The 13682-nt window shown below is 72.2% G+C and carries 13 protein-coding genes; 11 read left to right on the top strand and 2 right to left on the bottom strand.

Annotated elements, in window-relative coordinates:
- Positions 1-258: 258 nt before the first annotated feature.
- The 5 genes from CLM62_RS00225 to CLM62_RS49635 all read left to right on the top strand — a co-directional run bounded on the left by CLM62_RS00225 (position 259) and on the right by CLM62_RS49635 (position 5441).
- Positions 259-1692 carry an NAD(P)H-hydrate dehydratase gene (locus tag CLM62_RS00225; RefSeq protein ID WP_095747831.1) on the top strand — a complete coding sequence of 478 codons (1434 nt, stop codon included), beginning with the start codon at positions 259-261 and terminating at the stop codon, positions 1690-1692.
- 320 nt (positions 1693-2012) lie between these two features.
- Positions 2013-3170, top strand: coding sequence for an alanine racemase (gene alr / locus CLM62_RS00220; RefSeq protein ID WP_095747830.1), 1158 nt, complete (start codon positions 2013-2015; stop codon positions 3168-3170).
- 171 nt (positions 3171-3341) lie between these two features.
- Positions 3342-4589, top strand: coding sequence for an alpha/beta fold hydrolase (locus tag CLM62_RS00215; RefSeq protein ID WP_095747829.1), 1248 nt, complete (start codon positions 3342-3344; stop codon positions 4587-4589).
- Positions 4555-5067, top strand: coding sequence for a tRNA (adenosine(37)-N6)-threonylcarbamoyltransferase complex ATPase subunit type 1 TsaE (tsaE, locus tag CLM62_RS00210; RefSeq protein WP_095747828.1), 513 nt, complete (start codon positions 4555-4557; stop codon positions 5065-5067). Before CLM62_RS00215 ends, tsaE begins: the two co-directional genes overlap by 35 nt.
- Positions 5068-5264: 197 nt before the next feature.
- Positions 5265-5441: a hypothetical protein gene (locus CLM62_RS49635; RefSeq protein ID WP_179381879.1), complete on the top strand. Its 177-nt coding sequence runs from the start codon at positions 5265-5267 to the stop codon at positions 5439-5441.
- Positions 5442-5448: 7 nt separating this feature from the next.
- On the opposite strand, the gene CLM62_RS00205 is transcribed toward CLM62_RS49635, so the two are convergent.
- Entirely contained in the window at positions 5449-6003 is a 555-nt protein-coding gene (locus tag CLM62_RS00205) for a hypothetical protein (RefSeq protein WP_095747827.1), read from the bottom strand.
- A 108-nt stretch (positions 6004-6111) separates the two neighbouring features.
- Between CLM62_RS00205 and tsaB the strand changes: the two genes are divergently transcribed.
- From tsaB to CLM62_RS00185, 4 genes are read left to right on the top strand one after another with little or no spacing between them, the layout of a single operon-like run.
- Positions 6112-6768, top strand: a complete 657-nt coding sequence (tsaB, locus tag CLM62_RS00200) for a tRNA (adenosine(37)-N6)-threonylcarbamoyltransferase complex dimerization subunit type 1 TsaB (protein WP_095747826.1) — start codon at positions 6112-6114, stop codon at positions 6766-6768.
- 35 nt (positions 6769-6803) lie between these two features.
- A complete protein-coding gene (gene rimI / locus CLM62_RS00195) occupies positions 6804-7277 on the top strand; it encodes a ribosomal protein S18-alanine N-acetyltransferase (protein WP_095747835.1) in 474 nt (157 codons plus the stop codon).
- Complete coding sequence (gene tsaD, locus CLM62_RS00190; protein ID WP_095747825.1) at positions 7270-8355, top strand: tRNA (adenosine(37)-N6)-threonylcarbamoyltransferase complex transferase subunit TsaD; 1086 nt, start codon at positions 7270-7272, stop codon at positions 8353-8355. The genes rimI and tsaD overlap by 8 nt, the downstream gene beginning before the upstream one ends.
- Positions 8352-8609, top strand: a complete 258-nt coding sequence (locus tag CLM62_RS00185; RefSeq protein WP_095747824.1) for a hypothetical protein — start codon at positions 8352-8354, stop codon at positions 8607-8609. The genes tsaD and CLM62_RS00185 overlap by 4 nt, the downstream gene beginning before the upstream one ends.
- A 33-nt stretch (positions 8610-8642) precedes the next feature.
- Here the strand turns inward: CLM62_RS00185 and CLM62_RS00180 are convergent, their stop codons facing one another.
- Positions 8643-10955 carry a glycoside hydrolase family 3 N-terminal domain-containing protein gene (locus CLM62_RS00180; RefSeq protein WP_095747823.1) on the bottom strand — a complete coding sequence of 771 codons (2313 nt, stop codon included), beginning with the start codon at positions 10953-10955 and terminating at the stop codon, positions 8643-8645.
- A 122-nt stretch (positions 10956-11077) separates the two neighbouring features.
- Here CLM62_RS00180 and CLM62_RS00175 point away from each other — a divergent pair, with 122 nt between their 5' ends.
- Complete coding sequence (locus tag CLM62_RS00175) at positions 11078-12148, top strand: LacI family DNA-binding transcriptional regulator (RefSeq protein ID WP_095747822.1); 1071 nt, start codon at positions 11078-11080, stop codon at positions 12146-12148.
- Positions 12149-12239: 91 nt separating this feature from the next.
- Positions 12240-13592: an endo-1,4-beta-xylanase gene (locus CLM62_RS00170; RefSeq protein ID WP_095747821.1), complete on the top strand. Its 1353-nt coding sequence runs from the start codon at positions 12240-12242 to the stop codon at positions 13590-13592.
- Positions 13593-13682 lie beyond the last annotated feature (90 nt).

Below are 13682 nucleotides of genomic sequence, written 5' to 3'. Positions count from 1 at the left end.
GTCAGGGCGCCCGCGGTGGTGAGGAGGGCGACGGCGGCCGCCGCGGTGGCCAGGCGGCGGGCGGGTCGGGCGGATCGGGCGGGGAGTGTGGATCTGGGTCGCATGCGGGTGCGTCCTCTCGTCGAATCGATTCGACTGAATCGATTCACCTGTGGGGGGCGGTGAGTTTGGCAAAGGGGTGGCAAAGCGTCAATGGGTGGGACGTGTTCGGTCTTTCGTCGTCTGATACGAGACGCGATCTACGAGAGACTCGATTCCATGCGTACTGCGTACAGCGTGGAGACGGTGAGGGCGGCCGAGCGGGAGCTGATGGCACGGCTTCCGGACGGGGCGCTGATGCAACGGGCGGCCGCGGGACTCGCCGCCGCCTGCGCGGACCTGCTGGGGCGGGTGTACGGCAGCCGGGTCGTGCTGCTGGTCGGCAGCGGGGACAACGGCGGCGACGCCATGTACGCCGGAGCCCGGCTGGCGCGTCGGGGTGCGGGTGTCACTGCGGTGCTGCTCGCGCCCGAACGGGCCCATGCCGGGGGGCTGGCGGCGTTGCGGCGGGCGGGGGGCCGTGCGGTGGGGACGGCAGCCGTCGAGGAGCTGATCGGCCGGGCCGATCTCGTCGTCGACGGGATCGTCGGCATCGGCGGGAAGGGCGGACTGCGGCCGGACGCGGTGCCGTTGGCCGCCGCCGCGGAGCGCTCGCGGGCCGCCGTCGTCGCCGTCGACCTGCCGAGCGGCGTGGACGTCGACACGGGCGAGGTGCACGGGGCGGCCGTACGGGCCGACCTGACCGTCACCTTCGGGACGCACAAGCCGGGCTTGCTGATCGATCCGGCGCGGGAGTACGCCGGGTCGGTGCGGCTCGTCGACATCGGGCTGGAGCTGCCCGCCGAGCCCGAGTTGGAGGCGTTGCAGCACGCGGATGTGGCCCGGCTGCTGCCGGTGCCGGCCGTGGAGAGCGACAAGTACCGGCGTGGCGTGGTCGGTGTCGCCGCCGGGTCCGCGCGCTATCCGGGGGCCGCCGTACTCGCCGTGGCGGGGGCGCTGCGGGGCGGCGCCGGGGCCGTACGGTACGTCGGGCCCGCCGGGGACGCCGTGATCGCGCGTTTTCCCGAGACGCTCGTGTCGGACCAGGGGCCGAAGCGGGCGGGGCGGGTGCAGGCGTGGGTCGTCGGGCCGGGGGCCGGGGAGGACGCGGCGACCGTGGCGGAGGTGCTGGCGGCGGACGTGCCGGTGCTGATCGACGCGGACGGGCTGCGGCTGGCGGAGGTCGGGACGGTGCGGGCGCGCACGGCGCCGACGTTGATGACTCCGCACGCCGGGGAGGCGGCGGCGTTGCTCGGGGTGGCGCGCGAGGAGGTCGAGGGGGCTCGGCTGGGGGCGGTGCGGGAGTTGGCGGGGCGGTACGGGGCGACCGTGCTGTTGAAGGGGTCGACGACGCTGGTGGCCGATTCCCGGGGTGGGGCGGTGCGGGTGAACGCGACGGGGACCGGCTGGCTGGCTACGGCGGGGAGTGGGGACGTGTTGTCGGGGCTGGCGGGGTCGTTGCTGGCGGCGGGGCTTTCCGCGGTGGACGCGGGGAGTGTGGGCGCGTATCTGCATGGGCTGGCGGGGAGGTTCGCGGCGGGTGGGGCGCCGGTGGGGGCGAGTGATGTGGCGGCGGCTGTGGGGAGGGCTTGGCGGGATGTCGTGGCGGTATGAGGGCGGGTGGAGGTGCTGAGGGGTTTCGCCCCCGCCGCCCCTACCCGTCCCATCTGAAGGGGCTCCGCCCCTGTGAGCCCCGCCAGGGGGCTCCGCCCCCTGGACCCTGCCTGTGCGGCCCTCGTCAAAACGGGTGACCCCGCCGCGCGTCACCCCCTCCGCAGGCCGTCCCCGCGTTTCTCTGATCGCATGATCAGCAGACGTATCTTCCCTCACGGCCCCCGACTGGTCCCCGGCGACCAGGTGTACGTGTGGGGCCGTAGGCCCGGAAAGTAGGCGTCCACGGGACTGTCCGACCCCTCTGAGACACTGGGGGCGCCATGAATGAGACAGCTGCCCCGCGGACCGCGCCCCTGCGTGCCCGTGCCGAGATCGACCTGGCCGCCCTGCGGGCCAACGTGCGGACCCTGCGCGCCCATGCGCCCGGGGCGGCCGTCATGGCCGTGGTGAAGTCCGACGGGTACGGCCACGGGGCGGTGCCGTGCGCCCGCGCGGCGGTCGAGGCGGGGGCGAGCTGGCTGGGTACGGCCACGCCCGAGGAGGCGCTCGCGCTGCGGGCCGCGGGGCTGACCGGGCGCATCATGTGCTGGCTGTGGACGCCCGGCGGGCCCTGGCGCGAGGCCGTCGAGGCCGGGCTCGACGTGTCGGTCGGCGGAATGTGGGCCCTGCGCGAGGTCACCGAGGCCGCCCGCGACGCCCGTACGCCCGCGCGTGTGCAGCTCAAGGCCGACACCGGGCTCGGGCGGGGCGGCTGCCAGCCGGGCGAGGACTGGGCCGAACTGGTCGGCGCCGCGCTGCGCGCCGAGCGCGAGGGGCTGGTCCGGGTCACCGGCCTGTGGTCGCACTTCGCCTGCGCCGACGAACCCGGGCATCCCTCCATCGCCGCCCAGCTCACCCGCTTCCGGGAGATGGTGACGTACGCCGAGGGCCGGGGCGTCCGCCCCGAGGTGCGGCACATCGCCAACTCGCCTGCCATGCTCACCCTCCCCGAGTCCCACTTCGACCTCGTACGGACCGGGATCGCCCTCTACGGCATCTCGCCCAACCCGGAGATCGGCAGCCCCGCCGACTTCGGACTGCGCCCGGTGATGACGCTGTCGGCGTCCATCGCGCTGGTGAAGCACGTGCCGGGAGGCCACGGCGTCAGTTACGGCCATCACTACGTCACGCCGGGCGAGACCACCCTCGGCCTGGTTCCCGTCGGCTACGCGGACGGCATTCCGCGGCACGCTTCCGGGACCGGCCCTGTGCTGGTCGACGGCAAGTGGCGTACCGTCGCCGGGCGGGTCGCGATGGACCAGTTCGTCGTCGACCTGGGCGGCGACGAGCCCGGGCCGGGTGCTCAGGCGGTGCTGTTCGGGCCCGGCGACCGCGGCGAGCCTACCGCCGAGGACTGGGCGCAGGCCGCGGGGACCATCGCGTATGAAATCGTCACCCGGATCGGAACGCGTGTTCCCCGCGTCTATGTGAATGAGTAACAACCGCCGGGTGAGAGCGGGACGGGACGGGTAACCCGAACGGGGCCCACAGAGGCAAGCAGTCCGTCCCCACCGGCAACACAGGTATCACCGGCAACACCACGAACAGCGAACAGCGAACAACGAACAACGACCCGGCGAACCCAGTGGTCCGGCGAAGAGGAGCGGTACGTGAGCGAGAGCAGTGCGGAGGCCGTCGGGGACGCCGCCGCGGCCGTCGCGGCCGCCACGGGGGAGGCCGGAGGCTGGCGCCGGGCGACCGGCATCGCGGGTGTCGCGATAGGCGTGGTGGCCGCGGGCGCGGCCGCCGGCGTCGCCATAGAGCGGCTCACCGTCGGCCGCGGCATGCGCCAGAAGGCCCGGCTCGCACTGGACTCGGCGGGACCGTACGGCGCGCTGCGCGGCACGCCCGGCAAGGCGTACGGCGACGACGGCACCGAGCTGTACTACGAGGTCGACGACGTCGAACCCGAGGGCGGACCGGCACCCCGCCGGCGCCGCCTCTTCGGCCGCAAGGCCCCCGCCCCGGTCACCGTCGTCTTCAGTCACGGCTACTGCCTCAACCAGGACTCCTGGCACTTCCAGCGCGCTGCGCTGAGGGGCGTCGTACGGACCGTGCACTGGGACCAGCGCAGCCACGGCCGGTCCGGGCGGGGCGTGTCCCAGGTCCAGGACGGCGTACCGGTCACCATCGACCAGCTCGGCCGCGACCTGAAGGCCGTCATCGACGCCACCGTGCCGGAGGGGCCGATCGTGCTGGTCGGGCACTCCATGGGCGGGATGACCGTCATGGCCCTGGCCGACCAGTACCCGGAGCTCATCCGCGACCGGGTCGTCGCCGTCGCCCTCGTCGGTACGTCGTCCGGAGGGCTCGGCCAGGTGAACTTCGGGCTGCCCGTCGCCGGCGTCAATGCCGTACGGCGGGTGCTGCCGGGGGTGCTGAAGGCGCTGGGGCAGCAGGCCGCGCTGGTGGAGAAGGGACGCCGGGCCACCGCCGATCTGTTCGCCGGGATCATCAAGCGGTACTCCTTCTCGTCCCGGGACGTCGATCCGGCCATCGCCCGGTTCGCCGAGCGGATGATCGAGGGCACGCCGATCGACGTGGTCGCCGAGTACTACCCGGCGTTCAACGACCACGACAAGGCCGAGGCCCTCGCCCACTTCGGGGACGTCCCGGTGCTCGTGCTGGCCGGCGTCGGCGACCTCGTCACGCCCAGCGAGCACAGCGAGGCCATCGCCGACCTGCTGCCGGACGCCGAACTGGTCCTCGTGCCGGACGCCGGGCACCTGGTGATGCTGGAACACCCGGAAGTGGTCACCGACCGCCTCGCCGACCTGCTCACCCGCGCGGGTGCCGTGCCCGCAGGGGCTACGGTAAGTGGTTATGGAAGCACCAGCAGCACCGCACGACCCGGCTGAGACCGAACTGACCGTCACCTCCCCCGAGCAGATGCGTGACCTGGGACGACGTCTCGCCAAGCTGCTGCGCGCCGGTGACCTCGTGATGCTCACCGGGGAGCTCGGCGCGGGCAAGACGACGCTGACCCGGGGACTGGGCGAGGGCCTCGGGGTGCGGGGGGCGGTCACCTCCCCGACCTTCGTGATCGCCCGCGTGCACCCTTCCCTCGGTGAGGGCCCGCCCCTGGTCCACGTCGACGCGTACCGCCTGGGCGGCGGGCTGGACGAGATGGAGGACCTCGACCTCGACGTCTCGCTGCCCGAGTCGGTGATCGTCGTGGAGTGGGGCGAGGGCAAGGTCGAGGAGCTGACCGACGACCGGCTGGAGGTCGTCATCCACCGGGCCGTCGGAGACACCACGGACGAGGTACGGCACGTGACGCTCACCGGGCTGGGGGAGCGGTGGGCGGCGGTGGACCTGAGCGTGCTGTCCGCCTGACTCCAGGAATGCTCCGCCTGACTCAGGAATGCTCCGCCTGACTCATGAGGGTGACTCATGAATGGGACGGACCCATGAATGTTCCGACAAGGCGTCGGCAAGATGTTGCGTTCGGCGTCTTGGCCGTGGTCACATGGTATCCAGTCCGTAGTTAGGTGTACCTAACTACGCCCGCCCCCGAACTTCAGGAGGCGTCCATGTCGGCCAACGAGAGCAAGCCGCAGTCACCGCCGCAGCCGTATGCGGTCGTCGCCGGCGTATCCATGCGAGACCTGCTGGCGTCGTGCGCCGCCGCGCACGTGATCTCGACGCCGCCGCGCGTACCCGACCCCGGGACGGTCGAGCGGCCCGCGGAGCACCCGAAAGCCGCGTAGCGCCTGGCTAGCGGATCACGACGACCTTCGCGCCCACCGTCGCGAACAGCCACATCGCGTGGCCGTCCGCCCGTGACTCGCGGATTCCGCCCGTCCGCACGGCCGGGTCGGGCACGGGCATCGAGCCGTCGACCGCCGCGCTGAAGCCGATGGTCACGTCGTTCACGGTGGTGAAGCGGACGACGTGCACGATGGGGGTGCCGTCGGTGCCGGTCACCGCGCTCGAGCGGGACGTGACCGTGTAGGTGCCCGGCGCCGGGTCGACGGTGCCGGGGGTGACGTCGAACATGCGGGTGACCTTCTCGCCCGGGCCGACCAGCCAGACCCGGTCCTTGCCCACCGAGTACACGACCCGTTCGCCCGTACCGGACCCGGCGGGCGGCGCGGCGGGGTTCTGCCCGGTCCGGGGCGCCTTCGAGGCGGACACCGCGGGCGGGCTGCCCGCGCGCGGCTTGCCGAGGTCGGCGGGGACGGTCGCCGTGGCCTGGTAGGCGAGGAAGCCGACGGTCGCGAGGGCCGCCACGGTGAGCCCCGTCACGAATCCGGCGCTGCTGCTTGCCACGGTCGCCCACCTCGTCGTCGTACACCTTGCTTCGTGGCGACGGTAGCAGCAGGTGACCGCCTCACCTGGGCGGCGTTGCCGCGGCCTGATGAGCCGTAGGCTGTTTGCGTGCTCTTGCTCGCTCTGGATACCGCCACCCCCGCCGTGACCGTCGCCCTGCACGACGGTACGGACGTCATCGCCTCGTCGAGCCAGGTGGACGCGCGCCGGCACGGCGAGCTGCTGCTGCCTGCCGTCGACCGTGTGCTCGCCGAGGCCGGTCTCAAGCTGGACGCCGTCACCGGCATCGTCGTCGGCATCGGCCCCGGCCCCTACACCGGGCTGCGCGTCGGCCTGATGACCGCGGACACCTTCGGGCTCGCGCTCGGTGTGCCCGTGTACGGCGTGTGCACCCTTGACGGCCTCGCGTACGCGGCCGACATCGAGAAGGGCCCCTTCGTCGTGGCGACCGACGCCCGCCGCAAGGAGGTCTACTGGGCGAAGTACGCCGACTCGCGCACGCGGCTGACCGACCCGGCCGTCGCCCGGCCCGCCGACATCGCCGACCAGGTGGCCGGACTGCCCGCGGTCGGCGCGGGCGCGCTGCTGTATCCGGACACCTTCCCCAGCGCCCACGAGCCCGAGCACGTGTCGGCCGCGGCGATGGCGGCTCTGGCCGCCGAGAGACTGGCCGCCGGCGAGGAACTCCCGGCGCCCCGGCCCCTGTACCTCCGCCGTCCGGACGCCCAGGTCCCCAAGAACTACAAGGTGGTCACCCCCAAGTGACCGAATCGACGACCGTGCCCCCCCGGCTGCGCGAGATGCGCTGGTGGGACATCGACCCCGTGCTCGAACTCGAACGGGACCTCTTCCCCGAGGACACCTGGTCGCGGGGCATGTTCTGGTCCGAGCTGGCGCACGCGCGCGGTCCGGAGGCGACGCGGCGGTACCTGGTGGCCGAGCAGGGCGAACGCATCGTGGGGTACGCGGGTCTGGCCTCCTCGGGGGACCAGGCCGACATCCAGACGATCGCCGTCGCCCGCGACCACCAGGGCACCGGTCTCGGCGGACGGCTGCTGACCGAGCTGCTGCGGGCCGCGACGGCCTTCGATTGCGCCGAAGTGATGCTGGAGTGCCGGATCGACAACGTCCGCGCCCAGAAGCTCTACGAGCGCTTCGGCTTCGAGGCCATCGGGTTCCGGCGCGGCTACTACCAGCCGGGCAACGTGGACGCCCTGGTGATGCGCCTGACCGACCCTTCCACTTCAGTACAAGGAACCGAGATCCATGGCTGACGAACCACTCGTCCTCGGCATCGAGACCTCCTGCGACGAGACCGGCGTCGGCATCGTCCGGGGCAACACCCTGCTGGCCGACGCCGTCGCGTCCAGCGTCGACGAGCACGCCCGTTTCGGCGGGGTCGTGCCGGAAGTGGCCAGCAGGGCGCACCTCGAAGCGATGGTGCCGACCATCGACCGCGCGCTGAAAGAGGCGGGGGTGAGCGCGCGGGACCTGGACGGCATCGCGGTCACCGCCGGTCCGGGCCTTGCCGGGGCCCTGCTGGTCGGCGTCTCGGCGGCGAAGGCGTACGCCTATGCGCTGGGCAAGCCGCTCTACGGCGTCAACCACCTCGCCTCCCACATCTGCGTGGACCAGCTGGAGCACGGCGCTCTGCCGGAGCCGACGATGGCGCTGCTGGTGTCCGGCGGGCACTCGTCGCTGCTGCTGTCCTCGGACATCACCTCCGACGTACGGCCGATGGGCGCGACGATCGACGACGCGGCGGGGGAGGCCTTCGACAAGATCGCCCGTGTGCTGAACCTGGGCTTCCCGGGCGGGCCGGTCATCGACCGGTACGCGCGCGAGGGCGATCCCTCGGCCATCGCGTTCCCGCGCGGTCTGACCGGCCCGCGCGACCCCGCGTACGACTTCTCCTTCTCCGGCCTGAAGACGGCCGTGGCCCGCTGGATCGAGGCGAAGCGGGCGGCGGGGGAGGAGGTCCCGGTGCGTGATGTGGCGGCCTCCTTCCAGGAGGCGGTCGTGGACGTGCTGACCCGGAAGGCCGTACGGGCCTGCAAGGACGAGGGCGTCGACCACCTGATGATCGGCGGCGGCGTGGCCGCCAACTCGCGGCTGCGGGCGCTGGCCGATGAGCGGTGCGAGGCGGCCGGGATCCGGCTGCGGGTGCCGCGGCCCAAGCTGTGCACGGACAACGGGGCGATGGTGGCCGCGCTGGGTGCGGAGATGGTGGCGCGGAACCGGCCCGCGTCCAGCTGGGACCTGCCGGCGGACTCGTCCCTGCCGGTGACGGAACCGCACGTCCCCGGCCACGATCACGTGCACGAGGTCAGCAAGGAGAACCTGTACTCGTGACGGTCGCGTTGATGTGGGAGGCCCGGGCTGTGGAAGGGCGGGGGCGGGAGCTGCTGGCCTGGATCCGGGCGCAGGAGCTCTCCGGGAAGCCCCTGCGCCGGGAGACCTTCCGGGCGCCGCAGGACCGGGTCCTGGTCATCACCTGGTGGGACGCGCCATACGACGCCGAGCTGCCCGAACTGCCCGAGCCAGACGCTGAGTTGGTCACCCGGGCGGTGCATCGGTGGCGGTTCGAGCCGGTGGCCGACGGCTGACCGAGAGCTCCAGCAGCAACTCGCCGTGCCGGATCACGCCACCCCCGACACCTCCGTCCCGCACCGCAACCTCCGGTCGGGGCCGAGCACCCGGAGAGGTCCGGTGAGTCTGAGCCGTGCCGTGTGGCGTACGTCCGCGCTGGACGCCGCCAACCGTAGTTCGAGGGCGCCTGGCTCAACCACCCGCCGGCCTGAGCGGTCGGTGAACGCCGAGAGATCTGTGTGGAAGCGGAAGGTCACCCGGCTCGTCTCCCCCGGCGCCAGCTCCACGCGCTGATAACCGATCAGGCGGACATCCGGCCGGGTCACCGATGCCACCGGATCGTGCAGGTACAGCTGGACGACCTCGGCGCCCGTGCGGTCGCCCGCGTTGCGGACCGTCAGCGAGAGGTCGTACGAACCGTCCGTGCCGATCTCCGCGGGCTCGGTGCCGCCCGTGAAGTCCTCCCACACGAAGTCCGTGTACGCGCGCCCGTGGCCGAAGGGGTACAGCGGTGTCGGGTCGAGGTTGCTGACCTCGACCCGCAGGCCCAGCGGGGGCTGGAGGTACGTCCAGGGCTGGCCGCCGGGGACCCGGGGAATGCTCACCGGCAACCTCCCCGACGGGTTCACGCGGCCTGACAGCACTCCCGCGACCGCCGGGCCGCCCTCCTCCCCCGGGAAGAAGGCCTGGACGACGGCGGCGAGGCGGCCGTCCCAGCGGCCGAGCGCGTAAGGACGGCCGGTCAGCAGGACCAGGACCACCGGGACTCCCGTCCCCACCAACGTGTCCAGCAACTCCGCCTGCGCGCCCGGAAGTCGCAGGTCCGTCGCGTCGCAGCCCTCCCCCGACGTGCCCCGCCCGAACAGGCCCGCCCGGTCGCCCAGCACCGCCACGCACACGTCCGCCTCGGCCGTCCGCGCCACCGCCTCCTCGAAGCCAGCGGTGTCCGGGTCCGAGACCCCGCAGCCCTCCGCGAACGTGACCTTCGCGTCCGGGAGTTCGGCCCGGAGGGAGTCCAGCAGGGTGGGGATGTCGATGCCCGTCGGGACCTCGGGGTGGTGGGCGAGGACGTGGGACGGGAAGGAGTAGCAGCCGAGCATCGCCAACGCGTCCGCCGCCCTCGGGCCGACCACCGCGATACGAGTGTCCGGGGCCAGCGGCAGCAGGACGTCCGGGTTGTCCAGCAGGACGACCGACTCCTCGGCGAGGCGGCGGGCCAGTGCGCGGTTCGCGGCCGAGTCGAGGTTGACGGCCCCGGTCGGCTCCGGCTCCCAGCCCTCGTCCAGCAGGCCCAGTTCGCACTTCTGGAGCAGGACCCGGTGGGCCGCCCGGTCGATCAGGGACTCCGGGACCTCGCCCGTCCGGACCGCCTCCAGCAGCGGTTTGCCGTAGCACTTGAGCGTCGGGAGTTCCACGTCGATGCCCGCCGTCAGCGCCGCATGGGCGGCCTCCGCCTCGGTTCCCGCCACCCGGTGCAGGGTCTGCAGGAAGCCGACGCCGAAGTAGTCGGCCACCACCGTGCCGGTGAAACCCCACTGCTCGCGCAGGAGTTCGGTGAGCAGGGTGGGGTCCGCGGACGCCGGGACGCCGTCCGTGTCGGTGTACGCGGCCATCACCGAGCGGGCGCCGCCCTCGCGCAGGGCCAGCTCGAACGGCGGGAGCGTCACGTCCGCGAACTCGCGGATCCCGGCCCGCACCGGGGCCAGGTTGCGGGCGCCGGCAGAGGAGGCGTACCCGGCGAAGTGCTTGAGGGTGGCGATGATGCCGGTGGATTCCAGGCCGCGGACGTAGGCGGCGGCGACCGTACCGACCAGGTACGGGTCCTCGCCGATGGTCTCCTCCACCCGGCCCCAGCGCGGATCCCGTACGACGTCCAGGACCGGGGCGAGGCCCTGGTGGACGCCGACCGAGCGCAGGTCGTGGCCGATACGCCGGGCCATCTCCTCGACCAGGGCGGGGTCGAAGGTGGCGCCCCAGGCGAGCGGGACCGGATAGGCCGTCGCCTGCCAGGCCGTGAAGCCGGCCAGGCACTCCTCGTGGGCGATCGCGGGGATGCCGAAGCGGCCGGCCTCGGTGATGCGGCGCTGGGCGCGGGCCAGCGCCTGCGCGCCCAGCGCCGGGTCGACGGGAGCGGTGCCGAAGGGGCGGGTGAGCTGGCCCAGGCCTTGGGAGATCAGCTCTTCCCAGTCGTAATCGGCGGTCATTTCGCGCTGGAGGGGGGCGACTTCGTCGCCGTCCGTGGTGGCGCCCACCCACACGCCGTACAGCTGGGCGGTCTTCTCCTCCAGGGTCATCCGGGAGAGGAGGTCGTCGACGCGGGCGGCGGCGGGCAGGGCGGGGTCACGCCAGGGCGCGGTGGTCATGAAACTCCTGTCGGGGTGGATGGCCCTCTCGCGAATGTTTCGAGATACGATTCGAATGTTTTGGGAACCTAGGGCGGAGAGAAGGGTTCGTCAAGAGGCCGTGCAGGGATACGATCGCCGCCATGACACCCCCGGAGCCCGGTGAAACCCGGACAACGCAGTCGACAGGGCCGACGGCAGGACGGTCCGCGCAGACCGCGACGCTCGCCGAGATCGCCCGTGAGGCCGGCGTGTCCGCGCCGACAGTTTCGAAGGTCCTCAACGGTCGTGCCGATGTCGCCCCGGCGACCCGCAGCCGTGTGGAAGGGCTCCTGCGTGCCCACGGCTATCGGCGTCGCCGCGCCGAGGCGAGCCGTTCGCCCCTGATCGACCTGGTCTTCCACGAGCTGGAGAGCGCCTGGGCGATGGAGGTCATCCGGGGTGTGGAGAACGTGGCCCGGGACGCCGGGCTGAGCGTGGTGCTGAGCGAGAGCGCCGGGCGGCTCACGCCGGGGCGGACCTGGGCCGACCAGGTCGCCGCCCGTCGGCCGCACGGCGTGATCCTTGTGCTGTCCGGCCTCGACGAGTCCCAGCGGGCCCTGCTGAACAGCCGCTCCATCCCGTTCGTGGTGATGGACCCGGCCGGCGACCCGGGCGCCGACGTGCCCTCGATCGGCGCCACCAACTGGCAGGGCGGGCTCGCCGCCACCCGGCATCTGGTCGAGCTCGGGCACACGCGGATCGGCGCGATCAGCGGGCCCTCCCGGATGATGTGCAGCCGCGCCCGGATCGACGGCTACCGGGCCGCCCTGGAGACCGCCGGGCTGCCGGTCGACCCCGAGCTGGTCGCGGCCGGCGACTTCCACCACGAGGCCGGCTACCGGCGCGGCCTGGAACTGCTGCGCCGCCCGGACCGGCCCACCGCCGTCTTCGCCGGCAACGACCTCCAGGCGCTCGGGCTGTACGAGGCCGCGCGCGAGCTGGGGCTCAGGATCCCGGAGGACCTGAGCGTGGTCGGGTTCGACGATCTGCCGGTGGCGCCCTGGGTGGGGCCGCCGCTGACGACCGTACGGCAGCCGCTGACGGAGATGGCGGAGGCGGCCGCCAAACTGGTCCTCGACCTCGGGCGCGAGGAGGGGACGCCGACGGCGACGCGGGTGGAGCTGGCGACCAGTCTGGTGGTGCGTGCGAGTACGGGGGCGCCGCCGAGGTAGGCGTGTTCTTGTATTGACGGGTGTGGTGAGTCCCCCCACACTGCTCCGAAGCCAGTCGGTTGTTCAACCGAAACTTTCGGAGGCACCCGCAATGAGATCTCTGAGAACGGGCTTATCCCTGGCATCACTCCTGAGCGGCGTCGCGATGCTGGGCACGCTGCTGGTCACCGCACCCGCGGCGCACGCCGCCGACGCACCCCTGCGTGACCTGGCCGACGCCAAGGGCAAGGTCATGGGCACGGCGGTCACCGGCTCCAAACTCACCGGCACCTACGGCGAGATCGCCGGACGCGAGTTCAACGCGCTCACCCCGGGCAACGCCATGAAGTGGGGCTCGGTCGAACCGACCCGGGGGAACTTCGACTGGGCCGAGGCCGACACAATCGTCGACTTCGCCGAGGCCCACGGCCAGCAGGTGCGCGGCCACACTCTGGTCTGGCACAGCCAGAATCCGAGCTGGCTGACGAACGGCAGCTGGACCCCTGCCCAGCTCAGCCAGCTCATGAACGACCACATCGCACTGGAAGTGGGCCGCTACAAGGGCCGGCTGGCCACCTGGGACGTGGTGAACGAGCCGTTCAACGAGGACGGCACCTACCGGCAGACGCTCTGGTACAACGGCCTCGGCGCCGACTACATCGCCCAGGCCCTGACCGCCGCCCGCGCCGCCGACCCGTCCGCGAAGCTCTACATCAACGACTACAACGTGGAGGGCGTCAACGCCAAGAGCACCGCCCTGTACAACCTGGTCAAGTCCCTGAAGGAGCGCGGCGTCCCGATCGACGGGGTCGGTCTCCAGGCCCATCTGATCCTGGGTCAGGTCCCGTCCACGCTCCAGCAGAACATCCAGCGCTTCGCCGACCTCGGCGTGGACGTGGCGATCACCGAGCTGGACATCCGGATGCAACTCCCGGCGACCGAAGCCAAGTTGACGCAACAGGCCACCGACTACAAGTCGGTGCTCTCGGCGTGTGTGGCGGTGACGCGGTGCGTCGGTGTCACCGTCTGGGGCTTCACCGACTCCGACTCCTGGATCCCGGACACCTTCCCGGGTCAGGGCGCGGCGACGCCGTACGACGAGAACTACGCGCCGAAACCGGCCTACCACGCGATCGCCGAATCCCTCGGCGGGACCACGACACCGCCGACGGATGCCTGTACGGCGACGTACAGCGTCACCAGTCAGTGGAACACCGGCTTCACGGGGCAGGTGAGGATCGCCTGCTCGGGTGCCTCGCTGTCGTCCTGGAAGGCCGGCTGGACCTTCGGCGCGGGGCAGCGGATCACGCAGGCCTGGAACGCGACCTGTACGCAGTCGGGGGCGGCGGTCACCTGTTCCAACGCCTCGTACAACGGGACGGTTCCCGACGGCGGGTCGGTGACCTTCGGGTTCAACGGGTCGTGGAGCGGGAGCAATCCGGTGCCGGCGGTGACCCTGGGGTGAGTGGGGCCGGAGAAGTATGAGAATTTCCGAAGAAAACAGTCTCGCGATCTCGTCCCTAACACTCTCCTAATAATTCGGACTTACGTTCCT

Source organism: Streptomyces sp. SA15, from assembly GCF_002291145.1.
Taxonomy (GTDB): Bacteria; Actinomycetota; Actinomycetes; order Streptomycetales; family Streptomycetaceae; genus Streptomyces.
Note: the sequence above shows the minus strand (reverse complement) of the source record. Positions and strands in the feature narration are given on the sequence as shown.